21 protein-coding genes are annotated in these 24,571 nt (G+C 42.9%); 11 read left to right on the top strand and 10 right to left on the bottom strand.

Annotated features, from left to right (window positions below; genetic code table 11):
- Nucleotides 1–48: 48 nt before the first annotated feature.
- Nucleotides 49–1,677, bottom strand: coding sequence for a glycoside hydrolase family 9 protein (locus tag H580_RS0118835; protein WP_028596166.1), 1,629 nt, complete (start codon nt 1,675–1,677; stop codon nt 49–51).
- Between the two features lie 243 nt (nt 1,678–1,920).
- Here H580_RS0118835 and H580_RS24765 point away from each other — a divergent pair, with 243 nt between their 5' ends.
- The gene (locus H580_RS24765) at nt 1,921–2,967 is read left to right on the top strand and encodes an SGNH/GDSL hydrolase family protein (RefSeq protein WP_245583609.1); all 1,047 of its coding nucleotides are present in this window, start codon (nt 1,921–1,923) and stop codon (nt 2,965–2,967) included.
- Between the two features lie 68 nt (nt 2,968–3,035).
- Here H580_RS24765 and H580_RS24760 read toward each other — a convergent pair whose 3' ends face one another.
- Nucleotides 3,036–3,929 carry a glycosyltransferase gene (locus H580_RS24760; RefSeq protein WP_051217561.1) on the bottom strand — a complete coding sequence of 298 codons (894 nt, stop codon included), beginning with the start codon at nt 3,927–3,929 and terminating at the stop codon, nt 3,036–3,038.
- Between the two features lie 640 nt (nt 3,930–4,569).
- Here H580_RS24760 and H580_RS24755 point away from each other — a divergent pair.
- Together H580_RS24755 and H580_RS0118815 are read left to right on the top strand one after the other, a co-directional pair.
- On the top strand, nt 4,570–5,565 hold the full coding sequence (locus H580_RS24755; protein WP_051217560.1) for a hypothetical protein: 996 nt from the start codon (nt 4,570–4,572) through the stop codon (nt 5,563–5,565).
- Between the two features lie 37 nt (nt 5,566–5,602).
- Nucleotides 5,603–5,845, top strand: coding sequence for an acyl carrier protein (locus H580_RS0118815; RefSeq protein WP_028596165.1), 243 nt, complete (start codon nt 5,603–5,605; stop codon nt 5,843–5,845).
- Between the two features lie 135 nt (nt 5,846–5,980).
- Here the strand turns inward: H580_RS0118815 and msrA are convergent, their stop codons facing one another.
- A complete protein-coding gene (gene msrA / locus H580_RS0118810; protein ID WP_028596164.1) occupies nt 5,981–6,955 on the bottom strand; it encodes a peptide-methionine (S)-S-oxide reductase MsrA in 975 nt (324 codons plus the stop codon).
- A gap of 395 nt (nt 6,956–7,350) precedes the next feature.
- Between msrA and H580_RS0118805 the strand changes: the two genes are divergently transcribed.
- Nucleotides 7,351–8,061, top strand: coding sequence for a TerC family protein (locus tag H580_RS0118805; protein WP_028596163.1), 711 nt, complete (start codon nt 7,351–7,353; stop codon nt 8,059–8,061).
- 216 nt (nt 8,062–8,277) lie between these two features.
- Here the strand turns inward: H580_RS0118805 and nhaC are convergent, their stop codons facing one another.
- The 5 genes from nhaC to H580_RS0118780 all read right to left on the bottom strand — a co-directional run bounded on the left by nhaC (nt 8,278) and on the right by H580_RS0118780 (nt 14,070).
- Nucleotides 8,278–9,681 carry a Na+/H+ antiporter NhaC gene (gene nhaC, locus H580_RS24750; RefSeq protein ID WP_051217559.1) on the bottom strand — a complete coding sequence of 468 codons (1,404 nt, stop codon included), beginning with the start codon at nt 9,679–9,681 and terminating at the stop codon, nt 8,278–8,280.
- 309 nt (nt 9,682–9,990) lie between these two features.
- Complete coding sequence (locus H580_RS0118795; protein ID WP_028596162.1) at nt 9,991–10,458, bottom strand: RidA family protein; 468 nt, start codon at nt 10,456–10,458, stop codon at nt 9,991–9,993.
- Between the two features lie 82 nt (nt 10,459–10,540).
- Nucleotides 10,541–12,169, bottom strand: a complete 1,629-nt coding sequence (locus H580_RS0118790; RefSeq protein WP_028596161.1) for an N-acyl-D-amino-acid deacylase family protein — start codon at nt 12,167–12,169, stop codon at nt 10,541–10,543.
- 75 nt (nt 12,170–12,244) lie between these two features.
- The gene (locus H580_RS24745; RefSeq protein WP_084509360.1) at nt 12,245–13,417 is read right to left on the bottom strand and encodes an alanine racemase; all 1,173 of its coding nucleotides are present in this window, start codon (nt 13,415–13,417) and stop codon (nt 12,245–12,247) included.
- Nucleotides 13,418–13,419: 2 nt separating this feature from the next.
- Complete coding sequence (locus H580_RS0118780) at nt 13,420–14,070, bottom strand: helix-turn-helix transcriptional regulator (RefSeq protein WP_028596160.1); 651 nt, start codon at nt 14,068–14,070, stop codon at nt 13,420–13,422.
- Between the two features lie 175 nt (nt 14,071–14,245).
- On the opposite strand from H580_RS0118780, the gene H580_RS0118775 reads away from it, so the two are divergent.
- The 5 genes from H580_RS0118775 (at nt 14,246) to H580_RS0118755 (ending at nt 21,027) form a co-directional block, all read left to right on the top strand.
- Nucleotides 14,246–16,048: a cache domain-containing sensor histidine kinase gene (locus H580_RS0118775; RefSeq protein WP_028596159.1), complete on the top strand. Its 1,803-nt coding sequence runs from the start codon at nt 14,246–14,248 to the stop codon at nt 16,046–16,048.
- Nucleotides 16,049–16,124: 76 nt separating this feature from the next.
- Nucleotides 16,125–17,693 (top strand): response regulator, encoded by a 1,569-nt coding sequence (locus H580_RS0118770; protein WP_028596158.1) that lies wholly within the window; start codon nt 16,125–16,127, stop codon nt 17,691–17,693.
- A gap of 123 nt (nt 17,694–17,816) precedes the next feature.
- On the top strand, nt 17,817–19,133 hold the full coding sequence (locus H580_RS0118765; protein ID WP_028596157.1) for an extracellular solute-binding protein: 1,317 nt from the start codon (nt 17,817–17,819) through the stop codon (nt 19,131–19,133).
- A 92-nt stretch (nt 19,134–19,225) separates the two neighbouring features.
- Nucleotides 19,226–20,101 (top strand): carbohydrate ABC transporter permease, encoded by an 876-nt coding sequence (locus H580_RS0118760; RefSeq protein ID WP_028596156.1) that lies wholly within the window; start codon nt 19,226–19,228, stop codon nt 20,099–20,101.
- A 50-nt stretch (nt 20,102–20,151) separates the two neighbouring features.
- Nucleotides 20,152–21,027, top strand: a complete 876-nt coding sequence (locus H580_RS0118755) for a carbohydrate ABC transporter permease (protein ID WP_028596155.1) — start codon at nt 20,152–20,154, stop codon at nt 21,025–21,027.
- Nucleotides 21,028–21,263: 236 nt separating this feature from the next.
- Here H580_RS0118755 and H580_RS24740 read toward each other — a convergent pair whose 3' ends face one another.
- Both H580_RS24740 and rbsK read right to left on the bottom strand, forming a co-directional pair.
- Nucleotides 21,264–22,298, bottom strand: coding sequence for a LacI family DNA-binding transcriptional regulator (locus H580_RS24740; protein WP_036605518.1), 1,035 nt, complete (start codon nt 22,296–22,298; stop codon nt 21,264–21,266).
- A gap of 115 nt (nt 22,299–22,413) precedes the next feature.
- On the bottom strand, nt 22,414–23,367 hold the full coding sequence (rbsK, locus tag H580_RS0118745; protein ID WP_028596154.1) for a ribokinase: 954 nt from the start codon (nt 23,365–23,367) through the stop codon (nt 22,414–22,416).
- 158 nt (nt 23,368–23,525) lie between these two features.
- Here rbsK and H580_RS0118740 point away from each other — a divergent pair, with 158 nt between their 5' ends.
- Entirely contained in the window at nt 23,526–23,885 is a 360-nt protein-coding gene (locus tag H580_RS0118740; RefSeq protein ID WP_028596153.1) for a winged helix-turn-helix transcriptional regulator, read from the top strand.
- A 166-nt stretch (nt 23,886–24,051) separates the two neighbouring features.
- Nucleotides 24,052–24,543 (top strand): hypothetical protein, encoded by a 492-nt coding sequence (locus H580_RS0118735; RefSeq protein WP_028596152.1) that lies wholly within the window; start codon nt 24,052–24,054, stop codon nt 24,541–24,543.
- Nucleotides 24,544–24,571 lie beyond the last annotated feature (28 nt).

The raw sequence follows: 24,571 nt of genomic DNA, 5'->3' as shown, positions 1-24,571 counted from the left end.
TCATTCCGTGATGTAACGAGTGTGTGAATGACGGAGCATCTCTCTTACCTATTTCTGCTGCACCCAATGGGAAAGTACGAATAAAGCAGGGGAATTCCAATAGATAGCTACTTCATTGGTGGCGTAACTATCTTCATGATCGATAAAGCATTGAGCTGGTGGCAGACCTTGGAGGCATTTTTTTGAAATATCATCATGTAAGCCAGCATTAGGTCCACCGCTAACAAGTCCAGGTACAGGGTCTTTAATGTCATCTGCAATACTTGGGCGGTAATGTGGATGTTGGACAGGACGATCTCCGAAACCTGTTATATAACTTAGATCAAGTGAATTACGTCCTAAAAGGTAATGAACATGATTCAATGCGGCTGCTTCGTATCGTTTGTCTTCAAAAAAGCGATAGGCTATCAATAACAGCATAGCGTTGTTCATCACAACTTTGTTGCTGCCCCAAATATATTCATCTTTAAGCAGTGAAATGCCATAACCGTCTGTTGTGCTCTTCCAGAGCATATAGTCGGCTTCATTCCGAAGTCCACTTAACAACTGATCATATAATTCGGAATCCGTCTGCGTAGTAACGCTCAGTAAATAGGCTATGGTGCCGTATCCACCGATATTGGACCAGCAAAGCCCAAATTTATGGAACGCTTCTTTGCTCATCGTCAGCAGTGCATCATGATAAACAGGGTTATTTGTCGTAGCGTACAATTCACAAGCAGCCCAATAACGATCGTCTATGTCTTGTTGGTCACTGTAATCGCCTGTACCGATGTCAGGTGGATTACGGAATGCGAGTACATCTGGATTGTTTACTAACCACTTCCATGCGAGAACAGATGCTTGCATACACTTGTGTGCATAGTCTGCATCGAATGGTTGGTAGATTCGTGCAGCCTTCGCCATTATCGCAGCAAAACAACCAGTTGCTGTCGATGACATGGGAGAAAAGATAAGCGGTTCTAGATCGTGCTCCGGCAAAGTAGTTAATGGAGGGAACTGATGTGTAGTAAGTTTGTGAAACACACCTCCGGACGGGTGCTGCATCTTAAACATCCAGTCTAACTCCCAACGGCATTCATGCAGTATATCTGGAAGGATTCCATCTGTTTCTGGAATAGGGACAGGACGACGAAAGGCGCTGGGATACAGCTCATATGCGAGCAGCAAGTCGGCAACCGCTTTTGCTCCAGGTACTATATATTTTCCGTAGTCGCCAGCATCATGCCAACCCCCTGAGCAATCCAAGCTTTGCTCAGGATTGTCATAAATGAATCCCACTGCTAGGTGGCAGGCACTATGGTGCCATGGGCCAGCAAGTTCTGGTGTAAGCTCTTGTCCACAGCGAAAGTAATAGAATGCTTTTAATAGTCCGTGATGAAGAGCGGTATATGGATGTGGCTGGATCGAAAATGAGGCAGAAGTCACGTTTTCCATTTCATGTTGTATGTAGAATCTTCCAACTTCGTTCAACTCGCTAAAATCACCGAGAGCCACCATGTGACCGCTAGCAGGATCGTTGTTTAAACAACTCGTTCGCCCTGTAAAAACAATTTTCCCACTGTTTTCGTTCACAACATGAAAGGTTCCATCCTTTGTGAACACAGCTTGTTTAGTGCTATGGAGAGGATAACCGATCTGATTAACAACAATGGCACGACTCGACCTTCGATTCATGAAATGAGGCTCCTTTCTATTTTGTTTCCAAATAAACGAAAAAAACTAATCTTATTATAGCTTAAAATATCTGTTGTCTGCTTCTTGTATGTTACAATATTTACGTATATCTTCCATTTTCGTTGATAGATACAAATAGGTTAGTAGTATGTATGGCGATAGTAGAGACAGAACGGTCTTTGCAGCTTGAGACTGACGATGACGCTAACGATTGCTTAAGGAGTGGACATAATAGTGGAAGTAATGAACAAGTATTGGCAGCCAATCGTGCGGCCGAGCGGCGAACAGTTGAAGAGCGCTCAATTTGATATGCGAAATAGTATACGTTATGTGGGTAGAATAGATTGGTCAGATGATGGTGGACCTATACTATCTTGGCCGGGAAGTTCGATTGCAGCTCGGTTTAAAGGCTCTTCCATTACGATGTATATGACCGTGAAACATCGAGATCACTCATGGGTAAATGTGAGCATAGATGGTGGCGAGCCCTACAAGCTCTACATTGATGCAGGGGTATCGGTATACACGCTGGCAACAGATCTTCGTGATGACGTACATACGATTGAAGTATATAAACGGACGGAAGGGATGTTCGGAAGTATTCAGTTTATGGGCTTCACCCTGTCTGAAGGGGGAACTTTTCTAGAACCGCCAGCACGGTTAACGCGCAAAGTAGAGATTATTGGCGATTCAATTAGCTGCGGTTCTGGTAATGAAGGCAGGGAAGAGGATCTAACGAAACCCGAAAATGAAAATAACGAACTTGCTTATGGCACGATTGCGACTCATGCGCTTGACGCTGAGCATCACACGATAGCTGTATCAGGTATCGGTTTGGTCGTTAATTATGACAATGATAGAGACAACACGATGCCAGTACAATATAAGAGGCTCAATCCAATCATACCTGAATCAAGATGGGATTTCTCGAGCTGGATTCCTGATCTCGTTGTCATTAATTTAGGAACCAATGATAATAACTTTGCTATTGATCAACAAGAGTTTGTCACAACCTATTGTAGATTCGTTACACGTATACGCAGCAATTATCCTCAGGCGAAGATTGTAATGACACTTGGTCCATTTCAACAATGGCCACTTAAAGATTATGTTGTTGAGGCATGTGAACAACTTCGAGCGGCAGGCGATTTGAATATTTACTCACTTATATTTGATTTGATTGATACGCAGCGGGATGGGCTTGGTGAAGAGGGGCACCCGACTACGAATACACATGTTAAAATGGCAGATCAACTTACTCAAGAGATTAAGCGTATAATGGCTTGGTAAAATGGTATAGGTACAGTAACAGGGGATGCACTTGGCATCCCCTGTTATACATTCATGAAATGATTGAGCTATCGGATTGACTGCCGTTCTGCTAATAGTACTCGATTGAGTTGGTCTATGTCATTTATCTCCATCCAACGTTTCAGTTCTGGAGAAGAATATTTGCTAACCAAATATTCTTTCTTTTGCATCAGTTCCAATTTTCCCTTTTCTTCATCAATTTCCCAGTCGTGCTCTTTCTCATGTGGGAAGTGAATGCTCATTGAAGCTCGCGCCAGTTTGATGGTAGCTCCATGTTGGAGAAGTGCCAAGGCTAGATCGATATCTTCTCCACCCCAAGTGGTGTAGTTCTCATCGAACATCCCGATTTCGAGCAGCGTTTCCCGAGGAACAGAAACATTACATGTCCAGAGTACAACAAATGGGGCAGGCCATGCTTCAAGATCGTCCCCAAACTCAAGATAGTGCTTTTCACGAATATCAAGAATTTTCATATTGCGCAATGTTTCTATAGCACCATCTATAGAGTTATCTTCGACAACTCCTCGTATCTCCTCATGATTGCTGGTTGCCATGTCATAACCGTAAACATAGCCCAGCACAGCACTTGGCTTACTGCTTTCTTGGTGAGCATTGATATGCTCTTGAATCGCATCTTTGTGCAGAATAATCCCATTATCAATGAAAATGCATAGATTACCTTCCGCATTGCGAATACCTAGATTGCGTGCAGCAGCAGCTCTGAAACCTTTGTCTTCTTGATAAAAGTATTTGATGTTCAATAGTCCATCGTATTTCTTCGCTAATCCTAGCGTATCTTCACTTGACCCATCGTCACAAATGAGAACTTCAAATTCATCTTTAGGAAGCTGCTGCTCGACTAAAGAATCCAATGAGCGTTTCAAATTGTTAATACGATTGTAAGTAGGAATGATAACTGAAGCTGAATAGATGTGTTCCATTAAAAGCCCTCCACTCATTTATATATGTATAAAATGTGAATAAACAATTAATCGAAAAGCCATTTCAGTTACTATCATTTCTGTGCAAATCAAAGAAGTAATAGGATAGTAGCTACACAACAATATGTAAGTAGATGGAAAATAATCTCCAAAGTTCAAGCGCTATAACAATTGACAGAACATATAGTTAGCGGTATTCTTCTAGATATAGCAACTTATTAGCAATATTTTCATGCTGTTAATGATTTATTAAGAAGTATAAACAATATAATTAAGAGAATCAATAATATTTGCAAATTATTGGTGTATCTTTAGGTTGATTTTAGGAAATCTGTACACTCTCGGGAAGTAATACTTTGAATACTTGTTATGGAACGAACGTGCATAATTAGGTATTTGCGAGGCAATCTTCTTTTTTGCTTATGTGTACGTTGATGTTTATCTATTCAGTGAACAATTATGTATATATTCGTATATTTATAAATGTTCTATTTATGTGCAAGTATATGTAATGCTTGTGTTATTCTATTAAACTACATCATGGATAATTCCTCATGTAAGGCTACAGGCTCTGCTTCGAATCATTTTAATTACACAATTATGCCAATCAAACGATTATCAGGGAAAGAGGTGCTCGTACATGCAGTATTCCATACCGTTAACACCGTACAACGATTTTTGGATGAATTGCATTTTGAACTCCCACTATACGATTGCAAGCCAGTTAGAACCAAGCTATAAATACGCCTCATATATGAACGACTATTCTTATAAAACATGGGGGGCAGCTATTGATTATTCATTTATGACGCCTACCATCGAGGTGTTGGATTATAGTACGAACTGGGACAAATACATATTGAGCAAAGTCATTGTTAAAGAAGAGCCAATATTCTTTAAAGACATGGATCATTTTGTTGAAGAGCTTAAGCACATTATTTTGGAAAAGAAGCAGCTTGTTAAGATCCACGTTGACTTATTTTATTGGCTGCCTAAAAATATCGCGTGGGAAAAGTTTCATATGAGTCATTATTCCATCATTAATGGTTATGACCCTGAAACGAATATGTACGCTGTCCTAGACGATGATATTGAAGGCTATCGTACTCATGAAGTGCCCGAGGAAAGGCTTATTCGTGCGTTTATGAATTCTACAGCGGTGACAACTCCAGCCAACGGAGAACCGCATGCTTTTACATATCAATTTAATGATGAAATTGAACCCTATCAACTATCGATTCGAGATGTAAGGCGCAATGCAGAACGATTGGTGGAGGAGTTAGCACAATTCTCATTTGATGGATTATGGGATATCAAGGCAGCAGCGGATCAGTTTGATGATTATATTAGTATTTCTTTAATTGGCATAAATATCATTGAGAATCGACATCTCGGCAATAACTTTTTGATTCAATCATTAGTTGAAATAGGCCAGATTGATGAAGCGCTAGGAAAAGAAATGAGTCGGGCAAACAAGCGTATTCAACAAGGTTGGAAAGCTATCAAACAAATCTTCATCAACAAAACACTTTCAGATGATAAACAATTGAATCTGAATCTAATCCATGCAAAGGGAAAAGAATTACTTGAGATGGAAAAAGAAATGTGGTCGTTGACGCTAGTAGCTGCAAAATAAAACGGAGCAATCTAATCAAATATTATGGGGTGGAAAAATGGAATCAACAGTAGAGTCGAGAGTTCGTGAAATATTTAAAACGTATAGTGTCGTAATGTCCGAGGATGAGTTGGATACGCCAATTGATGAACTGTGGGGCATCGATTCTATTACTCACGTGCAAATATTGACTGCAACCGCACAAGAATATAATTTCAAAATATCAGATGAAGATTTTTTATTTTCTGACCTCACGACTTTCAATAATATCGTAGCATTCGTGAAGAAAAAATCAGCGTAACACTTGTTAAATCAAATGTGTGAATCACTTTGTTGTATCGAAAGAGCACCTTTCAGCCGTACATGAGATGGTTGAAGGGTGCTCTATTTATTTGTGATGGTAATGAATGATACAACATGATAATGATGCTTTTTCTCAAGCAAACATTGACACGAATTGCTCATACCCTTCTTCCTTTAGTCTAGAAGCAGGAATAAAGCGTAATGCTGCCGAGTTTATGCAATAGCGAAGCCCTGCTGGGGTTGGGCCGTCATCAAATACATGCCCCAGATGCGAATCTCCGAAACGACTGCGGACCTCTGTTCTGATCATACCGTGGGTTAAATCCAGTTCCTCTGTAACGTTAAAAGGGTGAAGTGGCTTGGTGAAGCTTGGCCAGCCGCAGCCTGAATCGTATTTGTCCACGGAACTAAATAATGGTTCGCCAGAGACGATATCCACATAAATGCCTTCTTCTTCGTGATCCCAAAATTCATTTTGGAAGGGGGGTTCAGTAGCGTTATTTTGCGTAACGTGATATTGCATTGGATTTAACTTTTCTTTCAATTGATGTCGTTCTACATCACTGACTCCCCAATGTTCTGCGATGAATGCATCTCGTCCTGAACCTTTGCGATATCGTTTATAATGAGCTGGATTTTTCATGTGGTAATACTGGTGATACTCTTCAGCTTCATAAAACGTTGCAGCGGGTACGATCTCAGTGGCGATTGGTTTGTTGAATCTTCCACTGGCTTCAAGCTGCTGCTTAGAATGCTCCGCTAGCTCGCGTTGTTGCTCATTGTGATAGAATATGGCTGTCCGATAGGAGCGTCCACGATCATAAAATTGTCCTCCAGCATCTGTGGGGTCAATTTGCTGCCAAAAAAGTTCGAGCAGCTTTTGATAAGGAAAAACATGTGGATCATATGTAATCTGCACAGCTTCAGCATGACCCGTAGTTTCTGAACATACTTCTTTGTAAGTGGGATTTTCGGTGTGACCGCCAATATATCCGGAGACGATCCCGTGTATGCCTGGAAGTTGTTCGAATGGTGTCACCATGCACCAGAAACAGCCGCCAGCGAACGTTGCTTTTTCTAAGTTAGATGCGGCAGAGTTGTTACTCACAGCAATCACCTCTCCAAGTTATTTTGTTATCATCATAACCAAATCATACCCGATATTGCAATTGCCCAAGCAATCTCAAATAAGTTAAAAAAACTTGGTAAAAATACTCTTGAACTTATAGTATACCCGTGATATTATTATTACACGTTAAAGCACGTGACGGTTGGTATTTATACAACATCATAACTCCATAAGGGGAGTAGCTATACAGTATAGTCGTCATTCCAGGTTGCGCGGGCGTGCACCTCGGCTATGCTGGCAACGAATTCGTTGTTTGCGAGACCTTGCCGACAAAAAGGTGAAGGTCTCTTTTACGTGCGCCGTTACTTTTTTGGGTAGCGGCGCTTTTATATGCAAACGATATAAGGTACAACGACCAAATGAGGGGGATTACAATGGAACTATTTTCAGTGGAATGGTTCGGGGCATTACTTAGTATTATTTTGCTCGACCTTGTCCTAGCAGGCGATAACGCACTCGTTATCGGTATGGCTGCTCGTAACTTGAAGAAAGAAGAGCAGAAGAAGGTTATTTTCTGGGGGACTTTTGGAGCAGTAGCTATTCGTGCGGTAGCGACGATCTTCGTCGTTCAGTTGCTTGAAATTCAAGGCTTAATGTTAGTCGGAGGATTGCTTCTCGTCTGGATCGCTCTTAAGTTAATGCTTGAGGACAAAGGACATGAAGAAGTCAAAGCAGCTAGTACATTAATGGGCGCAATTCGTACAATTATTATCGCAGACGCTGCGATGGGTATCGACAATGTTATCGCGGTTGCAGGTGCTGCAAACCATGACAATATGCTTGTTATTATCGGTCTTTTGATTTCCGTTCCAATTGTTGTTTGGGGAAGTACGCTTGTTATTAAGTTGATTGATCGCTTCCCGATTGTTATTACAATTGGTGCTGCCATTCTTGCCTTTACAGCATCCAAAATGTTCGTTGGCGAAAGCTTCTTGAAGCCATACTTCGAAAATCCGGTTGCAAAATACAGCTTCGAAGCAGCTGTTGTAGTTGTTGTAGTAGCTACTGGTCTTCTTATTAAACGTAGCCGTGCTGCGAAGAAAGCTGCGCAAACAGCTGAAACTGCACATAAGCGTGCTAACTAAAATATACACAGGGCTGAGCGGGTAAATACCTGCCTCAGCCTTTTTTATTGCGATTCATTAGAATATGCAGTACGTAGGTATGAAGTTCATGGACTGTATGGACTTCATATCGGATATAGAATGATCATTCACATGCAAATCCGTACCTATAAAGTGAATAATGAGTACCAAAAATAACCCTCCACTCAAATGAGCAGAGGGTTTTACATTCATTAGCTATTCCGTCTCATGTAGGGTACGACGGTTCAATCCTGGAATAAGTGCAAACGCGAATGTACACAATGGAGATATCCAAAGGAACAAGGCAAATGGCGCGTAGGTGAGAACATCCATCCCGATTGCACTTGTCATCATTGCACCACTAACGCCCCATGGGACTAATGGATTTATAAGTGTTCCACAATCCTCTAATGTCCGTGAAAGCGTGAGACGGGGAATGCGTCGTTGTTCATATTGCTCTTGGAACATTTGTCCTGGAATTAGAATGGACATGTATTGTTCACCGGTCATAAAGTTAACACCAATGGAGCTCAATCCGGTTGTTACGACCATCGTTTGTTTCCGTTTAATGCGGGCCATTAACGGCTCAATCCAAGACCGAATAACTCCTCCGTGCTGAAGCAGCCCGCCGAACACAAATGCAATTCCAATCAAGGAGATAGACCACATCATGGAATCGATTCCCCCGCGGTTAATGACAGGAGCAAGCGTCTCAAGTTCAAAGTTTATTTTTAATCCACTTTGCATCGTCTGCATCCACATGGATACGTTCCAATTGCCTTGTATGAAGCCTGTAATAAGCAATGCTGTGCCGATTCCCATAAGCATCGTTAACAAGATGGGAATACGCTTCAAAGATGCAATAAGAACGACAACTAACGGAAGCAAATTCAGCAGATGAATATGGAATACTTGTTGAAGTTCCTGTTTCATCGCAAGAATAGAACTCATATCATTTGCCGTACTATGTCCAAGTATGGAAAAAGCAACGATTGTTATAAGGAAAGCAGGAATTGTCGTTTTCGTCATGTTGCGAATGTGACTTGTAATGCTAACTCTTGAAACAGCTGCGGCAAAGTTCGTCGTATCTGATAATGGGGACATTTTGTCACCGAAGCAAGCACCTGAAACAACAGCACCTGCCACAAGAGCAGAATTTGCACCCATAGCTTCAGAAATTGCAATAATCGCAACGCCAAATGTAGCTACCGTTGTAATCGAGCTGCCGATGCTCATCGAAACAACTACGGTCAAGAGCATAGCACTTAAAGCAAACCATTCAGGTAGAAAAAAGTTTGTGCCGTATACAAGCATGGCTGGAACCGTTCCACTCATCATCCATGCCCCAATAAGAATGCCGATCAGTGACAATAGCATGACAGGTTGAATGGAATCTTTCATGCCGCGGACAGCGGATTGTTCAATCATCTTCCAGCTTTGGCCGCATAATTTCAAAGCAAGCGCAGTACCGATGGCTGCAATTAATAAAGGCATATGCGGTTGAGCTTGCAAGCCGAGTATGGCATACAACAGCCATCCCAGGACAAGGATGAAGATAGCGGCTCCTTGCTGCCATGAGAGGGAAGACGGATGAGGCTGTTCCGTGTGATTGTGATTCATGTTGCATTCTCCTAATCTAGATGTTCTCTATTTCATGCAAGGTTGATTTGCTTTTTCACTTACACGCTTACACGCTTTTATGTGATAAAGTAATTTAACATATAATTTAATTTACTTCTCTTTCTAATATTCGTCAATAGAAAAAATAGGAATAATTACGTTGTTTCTAACAAAAAACCTTCCGAATCCGTATTAGGACAAGGAAGGTTTTATATAATACTTTAAATTTTATGGATAATAAACATAATAGCAATTACATAATTATTAATTCTATTGAATTGACTATGCCAAATTATAGACTTTTTCTTGTTAGTTGTCTTCCACTTCAACGATAATTTCGATCTCTACAGGAGTATGGAACGGAAGATCGCTTGTACCGATAGCAGAACGTGCATGGCGCCCAGCTTCTCCAAAGATGTCGATGAGCAGGTTGGATGCACCGTTGATTACGTACGGTTGGTCTCCAAAGCCTGGAGCGCTATTAACGAAGGCAAGCATCTTCACGACTTGTTTCACGCGATCAAGATCGCCTACTTGTTGTTTGACAACAGCCAGTGCGTTAATGATACATTGACGCGCACATTCTTGACCTTGCTCGATTGTTAAGTCGCTACCAACTTTACCTTCATAAATAAGCACGCCATCAACGCGGCAGTCCATACCAGAAGTGTAAACAAGGTTACCTGTTCTACGGCTTGGTATGTAAGAGAATTTCGGCTCTCCTACCTCAGGTAGAGTAATCCCTAGCTCTTGTAAACGTTGTTCGATACGTGACATTACATTCATCTCCTTTAATATAGGTAATGGAAGCAGGGGAATGATTTATCGAATGATGCATCGATTCACATTCCTGATTGATTTAGTGTCCACCACAGCAATGACGGACTTGGCGAGCAGCTCGCAGCATCTCGCCAGCATATACATTACGGAACTTTCCATGTTCCATCGTCCATTTTCCATTGACGAAAACATGCGAGATACCGTGCGGGTATTGTCTAGGATCTTCAAAAGTTGCAGTATCCTCAATCGTTTCAGGATTGAAAATGACCATGTCTGCTGCATAGCCAGGTACTAATAGGCCGCGTTTGCCAAGACGGAAACGTGCAGCGGGATACGATGTTAACTTGCGTACAGCATCCTCAAGCGTAATAATTTTACGTTCTCGTACATACTGAGAAAAAATACGAGGGAACGTACCATACAAACGCGGATGCGGTTTGCCTGTCTCACAGTGAAGACTATCAGAAGCCACCAAAGAGTAAGGGTAGCGAACGACTGCATCAACATCATCAGTTGCCATATGATAATAAACAATGGTTACTTTTCCTTGTTCTTCTAACAGAAGATCCATCATTGCATCAACAGGATGAATGCTGCGTTTCTCGGCTATTTCGGCAATGGACAAGCCTTCCAATGCCTTGTTGTTGTCGCTGTGTAGCGCAGATACAACGACACTATGCCAGCCTGTAGAAGCAACGAGGTTGTCCCAGTCATCCTGCTCTTCCGCCAACTCTTCATGCAGACGTTGGCGTATGCTAGGCTGCTGGAGAGCTTCCAGTACGCCAGCAAGTCCGCCTTGGAGCAGCCATGGCGGCAGCACTGTAGTTAACGTTGTTGATCCTGCATGATAAGGATATACATCACAAGTAACATCCATGCCGCGTGCTCGCGCTTGATCGATACGCTCCATCGCTTCTTGTACTTGTCCCCAGCTGCGTTTGCCAGCAGCTTTGAGATGACTAATATGAAGCGATACACCAGATTGCTCCGCGATCCAAATTACCTCGTCGATAGAAGGCAAAAGATGACGGCCTTCACCACGAATATGAGTGGATAGTAAGCCTCCATATTGAGCAACGACACGGCATAGTTCAGCGATTTCATCACGGTTAGCATAGCTGCCTGGCGCATAAAGTAGTCCAATGGATAGACCAATCGCTCCAGCTTCCATTCCTTCCTTCACGATCGCTTTCATCGCTTCAAGCTCTTCCGTTGAAGGAGGGCGGTTGTCAAAGCCCATTACACCGATGCGCAGTGCACCGTGGGCAACGTAAGTGGCCATGTGTTCAGCTGGCTTCAATTGATGAATCGCATCCATATATTCGCCAACAGAGTTCCAACTCCATTGATGTTTCGTCGTGCCGATAACGGGTGTTATATACTCTTGTAACATAGCAGCCCGCTCGGGAACGAAAGGCGCAGGAGCAAGACCGCAGTTGCCGACAACTTCGGCAGTAACACCTTGCTGCATTTTAATACCGCTTTCAGGATAGTCCATAATCATTAAATCAGAATGACAGTGGCCATCAATGAAGCCTGGTGTTAACAATTCACCTTTAGCATCAATAATTTGAGCGGCACTGACATCAACCGAACCAGGACCTCCCACGTGTGTAATGATACCGTCTTTAACGCCTACTTCACCCCAGTACCATGGATTCCCAGATCCATCAGCAATTCGAGCCTGTTTAACAATCAAATCGAGCATGGCGCCTTCGCTCCTTCATCCCAAGATGTAATTGTAATCAGATGTAGAACTAATTTACGTGTGACTATTCAACAACTACCAGTTATGGCCTCTAGCTGCGATGTTCATTTGATAAGGACTTTCTGTGCCATATATCCAGACGTTGTTATACAAATTTAAAGAGCTGCAAATATGGTTCGGAATAATATGCAGTCGATCTCCGACCTGTACGGAATGACCAGGCTGAATGCGGATGACACCATGCTCTTCTGACAGCCGCTCTAACACAGCATCGGGATATTCTACAATATGCCCGAATCCTTTCATAAAGAGAGGAGCGCCGTTAGGCTGAACATCAGTAGCGAAAGCTTTACTGCCGCCATCAATGACGAGTTGATCTTCATATGGACAGCTGACAACCGTTACTACAATAGTTGCGGCACAATCATGACGATCTACAAGATCGAATGCCATTTGCATACGATCATTGAAAATATATGTACCAGGTCTAATCTCAGACACGCCAGCCACTGTACCAGCTGCTAATCCCGTAGGAGAGGAGCCTACGCTGATCTCCAAAATAGTATGACCTGCTTGTCGCAACGTGTCAGCTACAGCCAGCATCAATTCGCTTTCCTCCACGCCAGCAGCATGCAAATCCGTAGTTGCTTGACCAGCGAGCATTGCGCCTCTAAAGGTAAAGATTCCTGTTAAATCCAAATGAGGGCAGGCTGCGATACGATCGGCAGTTCGAACAATGGCATCACCACTAACTCCTGTCCTACGCAGCCCCGTGTCTATTTCCAGTCTAACTTCAAAGCGAACTTGAAGCTCTTCGGCGATTTGATTAAGTATAGCGGCACCAGCTTCACTATCTACACCAACTATAATTCGTGCACGTTGTTGGAGAGCTGCTGCTCGACGTATTTTAGATGGCGTGACGATTGGGTAAGCGATAAAAATATCCGTAATTCCTTGCTCAACCATAACTTCAGCTTCAGATACTTTGGCTACTGTAATTCCTATTGCCCCCGTATTGAGCTGTTTCTGCGCAAAGTAAGGCATTTTATGCGTCTTGATATGGGGCCTTAGCTTAACACCCAACTTGCTTGCCTGCTCAGCCATTCGTTTTAAGTTAAGATCTACTTTACGCTCATCAATGAGAACAAATGGTGTTTCGGCTTCCGCTAAAACTGGAAATGAATCGATTGCATCCGTGCTATCACAGGTTTGAATTCCGCTTGATTGAGTCAAGTCACTGTGTTCCATTGCTATTCCTCCGCATTCCATTGTTTAACTTCATCTAGATAGCTATAGAGTGAATATTTGGATATCCCTAAGTACAGACAAATTTTCTCGCTAGATTTCTTAATAAGGAAAGCGCCCTTCTGGTCCAATAGAGCAATCATCTTCATTTTATCTTCCTTGCTCATGACAGCGACGGGCTTGCCTATTCCCTCTTGTGTTTCTTGAATAAGCACGTCCAACAAATCGTTTACGTTGGTAACGAAAGATTCTTTGACGTCGGTTTGCAAGTTGGTCATCGTGATTGATTGCAGCGTCTTCTCCGCGATCATAAGACTTGTAATATCAAAGTTGATGCAAAGTGATCCGATAATAGTTCCATCTTGGTTGTTCATATACAGCGAAGTTGAGCGAAGTAAGCGCCCGTCTTTCGTTTGTGTGACATAGTTCAGCTTATGACCATTCTCTGTGGATCCGCGAAGCAGCTCCAAGCCAAGATTCGTACCTGGATCTCCGACTTTTCTGCCTGTGACGTGGCCATTTTCGATGGCAACAATCGTTCTATCATAAGGAAGTGTCAGGTCATGGAGCACAACCTCGCAATTGTCTCCAAATTGAGCGGCGATGCCTTTTACTAGTGCTTGAAGAAACGGGAGCTCGTCTTGTATCGATTCCACTATCGCTTGACCTCCCTCTCAGCGTACAATAATGATAGGTGTATCAGAAATATTTGGTAAAGAACGATTATAGCTTATCACAATTTTTTAGCTGATCAAACAAAAAGTTTTTCTCCCTAACAAAAAGACATCATGATACAATCATTCATCAAAAGGAAGGCGAGGGGATAGCAGAATGCAATGGATCGTTCGTTCGCTTCATCGCAAAATGTCATTTATTCTTATTTTTGCAACTATGGTCCCCATAGTGTTACTAGGCTTTATCTCCTATTACACCGCATCAAAAATAACAGAAGAGAAAGTCACGATGTCCAATTTGAATACGTTGCGACAAGTCAACTCGTATATGGAAACGATTGTTCAGGATGTAGAGAATATGTCGGTCTTTCTTATCGGACAAGAACAAGTTCAATCTTATTTGAACAATACAAGAGCGAATGCAACCGATTATTTAGATATGACCGGGTTTTTGACGAATTTGGCATTTTCCAAGCGCTATATTTCAGAAATTCGTATCATATCGCTGCAAGGTATGCCAGAAGTCAGCAACAATACGATTCTTGAATCCTCTTTATTTCAAGTTGCGGATATGTCGGAATCGTACTGGAAGCAGCACTCTAAATGGTGGTCGCCACCCTTAGAATCCACCACGAGCGTAGGAAAGAAGCGTTCTGTATTTCTAGTAAGACCAATTCGTGACATAAATACGTTCAAGACGCTGGGCATGCTGTCGATTGGGATTGATACTGCGGTGGTGAGTGAGCAATTGCGTGTGGCTGTGCAGGAGCATGGTGTTATGTTTTTGCAAAATGAAAAAGGTCAAATTATCGCATCCAGTACATCGGATCTTGATCATGATGTGCTTGCGAATATACGGCAGCAGCCTAAATTGCAAGGCTATTCCGAACAAATGTGGGAGATGAATAACGGCTCAGGGCGCCATATTGTCATCGCAGATGACGTTCCGCTTATTTCATCGTGGCAAGCATATACTGTCATACCTTACGATGCTTTCAGTGCACAAAATCGATATGTGTTATTGCTAACAGCCGTTGCGGTTGGACTGGCGCTCCTAATTACAGCATTTGCTGTCATGTTTTTTGTGAAGCAGGTAACTAAACCGTTAATTAGGCTTACGAGGTATTTAGCAACGATAAATCCTGAAAGTGTATATCGTAGATTGCCCATTGAGACGCCAGATGAAATTGGACAACTTATTAAAACATATAATCGACTAAGTGAAAATATTGGACAGCTCACTGAGCAGGTGAAAATGAATGAGGCGATGAAGAAGGAGGCTGACTTGAAAGCACTTCAGGCCCAGATTCAGCCGCATTTTTTATACAATACACTTTCTTCAATACAGTGGATGGCATGGATGAATAAACAAGACCAAATTGCAGAAATGGTAGGTTCTCTTAGTGATTTCTTGCGATTCAGCTTAAATCGTGGTGTAGAAGTAACCAGTGTTAGACAGGAAATCGAACATGTTCGAAATTATATGAATATTCAAGCTATTCGTTATCCCGAACGATTCGATATGGAAGTAAATGTGCCTCCAAACTTATTGGAAAAGCCTATACTCAAACTGCTTCTGCAGCCGCTTGTCGAAAATGCTCTGCTTCATGGTATTTTAAAGGACGCTATGAAACAGCGCGGGCACATCATGATCGATCTACGTGAATGCGAAGAAGGATGGATGGAATGCCAAGTGTGCGATAACGGTGTTGGTATATCGGAGGAACGTCTCCACGAGTTACAAATACATATGTTGAACATCGCTGATGGCAGGCGGGGGACTTTCATTCCTAGCGATCCACTATTGGAAGCGGATCGGGCATCACATGGAAGCGGATGTGGATTAATGAATGTTCAACAACGTCTGTTGCTCCATTATGGAATTTCTGCACAAGTAAGCATCAGCAGCCAATTGGAACATGGAACATGTATTATATTGCGCTTTAAAGGAGAATGGTAGTTTTACATTTTAGTAGCACGAAGGTCAAGCCAATACAGTGGCAGCAAGTCCATCATGAATGGCGGGGGGATTTAAAATGAAAGCATTAATCGTAGACGATGAGGTCATTATTCGTAATGGATTATCTCAAGTAATTCCTTGGCAAGAGCTTGGGTTTGAGCTGCTTACTCCGTGCCAATCCGCTGAAGAAGCGATGAAATTGATAGCAGAGGAGAAGCCAGAGCTCGTATTGACTGACATTCGAATGAATGGTATCGATGGATTAACGCTTGCGGGTTATATACGCGAATGCAGCCCGTTAACAGAAACGATTGTATATACCGGTTATGATGACTTTACTTATGCACAGCAAGCGATCCGTCATGGGGTATCAGATTACTTATTGAAAACAACGCGGCCAGATGATATCGTTCGTGCAGCGCTCAAAGCAAGAGAAAGAATAGAATCTCGTCGTATGGAGCAGGTAGAACATGCGAAAAGAGAAGGGTTTTATCGTGATCAGTTGCTGCGCAGATGGTTATCCGGCCAATTATCTGTTGAAGAATCCAGAAATGCTGCTGAATTGCTTATCCATGAGTCTCATTTGTCTAGCCATTCTAGCAAGGATCAAGCAGTCGGTTATTACGAAGTCGCTGAATTGAAAGTAGAGGGTTGGGATTCCAAAGAAGAGTCGCTACTCCTATTTGCCGTTAGCAATATGCTGCGTGATTCAATCCGCTGTGCGGTGCTCCGAAATGATGCTCGCTTACTTGTTGTACGCTACGAAGCTTCCCAATCATGGGTACATGAGTGGGAACGGTTGATTTCGATGATTGAGCAGCAGCTTAAGTGCAGACTGTTCGCGGGAATCGGGCGTGCAACTTCCTTAGTGGAAGGCGTGTGTCATTCTGCAGCCGGTGCAGCTAAAGCAATATCCTACCATGTTATAGCAGCGAATCAGAAAACGGTGAGGGTTGAAGAGGCAGAGATGCGAACAGGACTCCCCTTACTTAGGCATGCGGAAGATGAGTTTGGTCTGATCCAACAATTGAAGTCTGGAAATGCTAGCGAATTGAGGTGCTGGATATCTGAATTTGTAGATCGGCTTACGAGTCATCCACAAGCGACACCGCATTCGCTGCAAAGTTATGTGAGTTCCTTATTTATAGGGATTCAACGTTGGATGGATCGAATGGCCGAAGATGCTTCTGCTAACATGCATCAGTCAATGTGGCAGATAACGATGATAGGTACTGCAGATTCCATGAATAGAGAACAATGGGAACGAGAACTTTATGCCGCTTTACAGCAGGCTATGCAAAGATATATTCATCTTGTAAGCAATACTTCTCAGTCTGTTATTTTAAAAGCAAAGCAGTATATTCGAGAGCATGCTGATGGTACGCTGACATTGAAGCGGGTTGCCGACGTCGTTCATGTCCATCCTCATCATTTGAGCGAACGTTTTAAGATTGAAACAGGGATGAACTATATCGAATTTGTAACGATGGTACGGATAGAGCGTGCTTGTGAGCTCCTACAAAATACAGAACTAATGGTGAATGAGATCGCTAGAATTGTTGGATATGAGGATGTTAAATACTTTGCTCAGCTGTTCAAGCGCTATATGAAATGTACACCTTCTGATTATCGTCTAAAAGCCTGAAAAAGTTCCCGTACGCATCGGAAAAATATCCCTCACGCTAAAAGTAAGCGCTTCCTTATAATTGACTCATTACCTACTCCTGCACAACAGGAGAGGCAGAACTATTAACAGGGGGGATTGTTAATGCGTAGAAATTGGATGATCGTACTCACTTTGCTTATCGTTGTTACGATGTTTGCAGGATGCTCTGGAGATAAGGGAGCGACTGGTATTAAAAGTGCTGAAGGGGATAGTATCAAGCTGTCACTTTGGCACAATTTCACGGGCGATGATTTGCGTGCTCGAACGATGAGAGAAATCATTAGTGAGTTTGAAGCGGCTAACCCAGGTATTAAGCTCAATGTTCAGGCTATTCCGCCAGACGGTTATCGAGCTCGTCTAAAAACCGTCGCAGCGGCAAATGAAATGCCAGACGTATTTATTATGTGGCCAGGGGCTATGACGAAGGAGTTTCAAGGAGGAGGCCTCATTCAACCTGTAGATGAGCTATTGCAAGCAAATGCGGCTTGGAAAGATGGCTTTTTGCCAGGTTCATTTGATAATTTCACAATAGATAACAAGGTGTATAGTGCTCCAATGAGCTTGACTCCAACCTCTATTCTTTATTACAACCAGTCTATTCTTGACAGTCATGGAGTGAAAGTGCCGCAAACATGGGATGAGCTGCTACAAGCTGTCCGTACATTAAAGGCTGCCAAAGTAACACCAATTGCACTTGGAAACAAAGCGGCGTGGCTGGCTCAATCCAGTATTCTCAGTTCATTGGCTGATCGTGTTACAGGTACGGAATGGTTCATCAAAGCCGCTGCTCAAGAGGGTGCAAAGTTCACAGATCCAGAGTTCGTACGTGCGCTTGAACTATTACAGCAGTTGCAGCAGGAGGGCGCATTCCAAGAAGGCTTTAATAGTATGGATAACACACAGATGGAAATGATGTTTGCTCATGGTCAAGCGGCTATGATGATCGATGGCGGATGGGCCTTGACGAATTTAACGGCAAATGCAACACCAGATGCGATTAAGCAAATGGGCGTAACCGTACTGCCTGCTATTGCTGACGGAAAAGGTGATCCAAATACAACATCAGGTGTAGTTGGGGTTGGACTTGGTTTGAGTGCAAAGACGGAGGGAAAAGTTAAAGAAGCAGCTCATAAGCTCATTTTTGCAATGTCGGGTCCTGAGGCTCAAAAGCGCACATTGGAATCCAATCAGTTGGTCAGCTATAAGGTTGAACTGGATAAGAGTAAAGTATCACCGATTTTCTCTAAAGTTTATGAACTGGTTAATGACATTCAATTTACGCCTGTCTATGATGGCATGCTTACGAGCGCAGGGGCAGACGTAGTGAATAACGGGATTCAAGAGCTTCTTATGGGCGGAGATCCAAAAGCAATCGCTGCAAAAATTCAAGAGGCACAAGCTAAATCACTTGGCAAGTAACATACATGAAGTTTAAAGAATGAGAGAGCAATGCCTTGCTTAGAGGCATCATCTTTGCAAGGCATTGCTAATCATAGAAGTGGAGGTGCACGATGCGAATTGGAACAGCTAGAAAATTATTTGTCGGATTTGGCCTGCTTCCATCTGTGCTGCTATATGCCGTGTTTGTTGTCGTGCCAGTATTCTGGTCAGCATATTATGGTTTCATGGATTGGAAAGGAATAGGTGAGGCACGCTTTATCGGTTTTGACAACTATGTGGAAGCGCTAACGCATGATATTTTTTGGCAATCGCTTGGAAATAACTTAATTGTCGTCGCGGCTTCCGTATTTGGACAAGTTCCACTTGCCTTATTATTAGCACTATTGCTTAGCCAAGGTACATGGTTTCAACGCTTCGTACGTGCTTCTGTGTTTATGCCAATGGTACTTTCTTCTGTAGTCATCGGTATTATCTGGTCTTATATTTATCAGCCGCAAATAGGATTGTTAAATGGCATACTCTCTTTTGTAGGGCTAGAAGAGTGGAAACGTGCGTGGCTCTCTGATCCGAGTATTGCAATGTGGATGATTGCCATTCCGATTATTTGGAATTTCATTGGACCCTACTTAATTATGTTTCTTGCCGCTTTGAGCAGCATCCCACAGGAGTTAAACGACGCAGCTGCCATTGATGGAGCGACAAGAACACGTAGATTGTTCTCGATAACACTGCCCATGATATGGGATACGATAAAGGTAGCAATCGTGTTGTGTATTTCCGGAAGCCTCAAGGCATTCGACCTCATCTATGTAATGACAAAAGGAGGCCCAGCACACGCCACCGAATTGTTGGCTTCGTACATGTATAACAATACATTTAATGTTTATCGTTATGGGTACGGAAGTGCAGTCTCGACGCTAATTGTAATTATCAGTCTACTCTTAATTGCAGGGTCGCAAATACTTATGCGGCGCAACAATCAATAGTTTAGGTGAGAGGTAAAGATACGGTTCTGATATAGAGAGGAGTGCAGCCTATGAGTACGTCGATGCCAGCACTGGACACAGGGTTGCATAAGACGCAACGGCAGAATAAGTGGTGGAGAAGATCGATTCGGAATATATTGCTTGGCTTGTATGCGTTAGTGACACTGTATCCATTATTTTGGATGTTTATGAGCGCGTTTAAGTCGAATGCAGACTTCTTTGCCAATCCGTTTTCACTGCCGCAGACTTGGAATTGGAGCAACTTTGTTCGTGCATGGGAAGTGTCAGGAATGGGCAAGGCAACGATGAACTCGCTATTTGTTACCTTTGTATCGTTGGTGTTAACGCTGTTCTTTGGAGCATTGACTGCCTATATCATATCTAGGTTTGAGTTCAGGGGCAGAGGGATATTGTATAGCTTATTACTGCTCGGATTATTAATTCCAATCCATAGCACGTTGGTACCATTGTTCAGTATGATGAATATGATGGGGATTTTTGATACGCATGCTGCGCTTATTTTACCTTATACAGCGTTTGAGCTGCCGATTGCTGTGTTCATTATTACTGCTTACTTGGCAAATATACCAAAGGAAATGGAAGAAGCGGCGCTTGTTGATGGAGCAGGCTATACGGGAATATTTCTCCGTCTTATTCTTCCCATTACACTTCCAGCATTGTCTACGGTAGCTATTTTAGGGTTTCTTCGCTTTTGGAATGACTTTGCGTTCGCACTAGTCTTTATCAATGACCCTAGTCTTAAGACATTGCCATTGAGCTTGTCCGTATTTGCAGATGGATTTACGACAGACTACAGCTTAACGATGGCCGCATTATCTATGGCATCTTTGCCAACGATTATTGTGTATTTAATGTTCCAAGAACAAGTGATGAAAGGGATGGCAGCAGGGTCAGTTAAAGGATAGTGGCATCATTTTCATAGGTCTATATGGATAGTAACTGTTTTTTGTATGTAGAGCTGGACGTGCCTGAACGATGGCGACGTCCAGCTTTTGTATTTCAACAACAATAATCGATGGGGCATTGAATGGAACGCCTGAAGTTAAATCATCATCTGAGGCATGTATAGGAGGTCGAATAAACGAATGATAGACTAGGGGAAAGTCACTCTAGCGGGCTATCAAGTAGCTCCTTTATACATTTAGTACGTTGCGATAAGTGATGAAGCAGAAATATCTTGAACAGAACGATTAATATGAACCTCACATGGTAGTTTAACGGATTTAGGCGCTTGATTGCGATTACGAATACGCTCTAACAGCAGCTGGATGCCATGCTGCCCGAATTCGTATGCGGGCTGGGATACGACGCTTATGAAAGGGTTTACTTGTTCAAGCATACCTAGATCGTCATAACTAGCAACTGAGACTTGTTCTGGTACTTTTACGCCCTCTTCTTCCAATTTGTTCAGTACGCTCATTGCCAACATATTATTTGCAGCAAAAATGGCAGTTGGACGCTTGTCCGGTTCGGCTTGAAGCCAGTGTGATAAGGAGAATTGCTGTTTGTCGTGCACATAGCTTGAATTCATCATAAGGCTTTCTTCAATCGGGAGCCCAGCTTCTACAAGAGCATCCTCATAGCCGAGTCTGCGTTCTCTCGCTGTCGAGACATTTTCTAAACCGTTTACAAGAGCAATTCTTTGATGCCCTCGCTTAATAAGTTCTCTTACAAGTTGCTTCGCACCTATACGGCTGTCACCAAGCACTGTGTCACAAGCGATACCAGGGACTTCGCGATCCAGCAGGACGAATGGAACATTTTGACGCTCAAGCCAACGTAAATGTTCGATCGACATATCATTGCTTGGAGCAAATAATACGCCATCAACACGCATTGATAAAATCATTTCAACATACTGGCGCTCTTTGTCTAGATTCTCGTCGCTATTGCCGAACATAAGGCGATAGCCGTACTTATGCGCCATATCTTCCGCACCGCGTGCCATCATCGTAAAAAATGGATTCGATATGTCTGTTATGAGCAGGGACAATACTTTGCTCTCTTGCGTGACGAGGCATCTTGCGACGGAGTTAGGAATGTAGTGCATTTCTTCCATGACTTGCTTAACCTTTGTACGAGTCTTCTCGCTCACGCGTCCTGTGTTATTGATGACACGAGATACTGTCATTGCTGATACGTTCGCTTGCTTCGCAATATCGTAGATAGTTGCCATGACGATTCTCCTACCCTTGTGGAATGATGCCTGAATTGTAAAGTTATACCGATTTTATTTTATTCCAACATTTCCATAAGGGCAAGAGGATTAAAGAAGGATGTTTGCAATTAGACTAACATTTTTTTGTAGAAGATTGTAGAATCCAGTTATTTAACTGTTCACGGGTAGGCATTCCGGCTTGTGCACCGAATTTCATAACTGACATTGCTCCAGCCGCAGTTGCCCATTGTATCGCCTCTGGTAGGCTACGTTGTTCTGCTAATGCGACAGCTAATGCACCGTTAAAGGTGTCGCCTGCTCCAGTTGTATCCACAACGGTCACTTTGTATCCTGAGCTGTGATGGATATGCCCAACTTCGTCTGCCCAATAGGCCCCATCCGCTCCTTTTGTCATAATAATGCGCGTAGGGGACTTGCTAAGCTTCTCTTGCCACTGTGTATCCTCTGGAATAGAGTTAAGCTGTAAACCAGTTACGATGTCCAATTCATGTTCATTAGGTGTAATCCAGCTCAATTGAGCAAGAAAAGACTCGTCGAGATGAATCGCTGGTGCAGGATTCAGCATGATTGGAACTTGATGCTGATTGGCTACTGCGACCGCTTTCTCGACAGCATCTTGTGGGATTTCCAATTGTATGAGAACGAGATCGGATTGGGCAATAATCGACTCATAATCTTGAATGTATGCTGGAGTGACTTCTTCATTTGCTCCAGCTACGATGATGATTCGATTGTCTCCCTCAGCAATGGTAATGGCTGCTATACCCGATGTCTGATTGGGAATGGTACGAATGCCTTCCGTATTTACGCCTTCATTGCGAAGGTTAGTTTGCATCATAGTGCCAAATGCATCGTCACCGACGCAGCCAATCATAGTTACTTGAGCACCGAGTCGGGCACAAGCGACCGCTTGATTGGCACCTTTGCCACCGCAAGTTGTGGCGAACCGTTCACCGTGAACGGTCTCACCTGCATTCGGCACGTTAGAGGTTACCGTCACTAAGTCCATATTCAAGCTGCCAATTACCGTGATGCGCGGCTGCGACGTCGTTTGTAGTTGTGTCATCTGAGATTTGTTGCTCCTTCCTATTTGCCATGCAGTGTATCTGTATCTAGAATACCAGAAACAGTCAAAGTTAGGTTGCGAGATATTTATTTTTCCACTGAACTATGATAACATGAAATATACTTACATTTTGTTAGCGATGAGGAGGGATGGTATAGATGGAACACCAACCGCTATTATGTCCAAGGTTCGAGGCTGCTTTTTGCATTTTAGGGAAACGTTGGAATGGATTGCTTATTCATGCACTTGTCTCGGGACCAAAGCGCTTCAAAGATATTTCTACGCTGATTCCGACGATGAGCGACAAAATGTTGAGCGAACGTATGAAGGATCTAGAGACAGCAGGCATTATTGTTCGAAATGTCTACCCAGAAACACCGGTTCGTATTGAATATGAACTAACGGAGAAGGGGCAGGCGTTGAAGCCAGTTATGGAAGCTGTTGAACAATGGGCAGCACAGTGGCTAGATGACCAAGAATTTACTCAGTCTGGATGTTCTTCCAAGGATCAATCATAGTCATCAACATCGAATCGAAGATGCCTATATCTCAAAGATATAGCCAACAAGACCGTGGGAACCCCATCGGTCTTATTTCTGTTAAGGGCATAGCGGGCAAGGAAGGTGTTGTATAAATTTAGGAACCAACACTCAAATGGAGCGTATGTAAAAGGTGGAAAGGGAGGTGGGCCATATTCAGCCCAATACGATACAGCTGCATTATATAGAATGGGACTCAGACTTGATGCAGGAGAAGGAGATTATCTCGAACTGGAATGTCACACGTGACTATATGTTCGTATGCAAGCTGACAGATGCGGTCCTCATTCGTAATCGACTCTGGGAGCATGTATCTCATGAGACGAATCAGTTGCAGCAGGCAGCCATTTACATTATACCATTTCTCGGAAAAAATGTGAAAGACTATATTTCAGGAATTCAAAGCGCTATTTTTGATGGTCAGTGTCAGGCTGCAGAACAATTTACAGTAGAGTGGCACTTGTGGAAGGAACAGTGTTTTCAACTCCTAACTTCTTATCAACCTCAAGGACCATTGGATGCAGCCTCATTGCTGTTAGACCATTATGCCTTTGTGGATCAAAGAGAAGTAGAAATGTTGTTAACGGTGTTGGATACGGATCGGAATACCTTATTGCTGTTTGCGAAGCAAGTTTAGCTTAATAAGCGAGTTTTGTTCTTAGGGA

The organism is Paenibacillus assamensis DSM 18201 (assembly GCF_000422445.1).
GTDB lineage: Bacteria > Bacillota > Bacilli > Paenibacillales > Paenibacillaceae > Paenibacillus_B > Paenibacillus_B assamensis.
The sequence above is the reverse complement of the archived record's forward strand: the minus strand, read 5'-3'. Positions and strand labels throughout refer to the sequence as shown.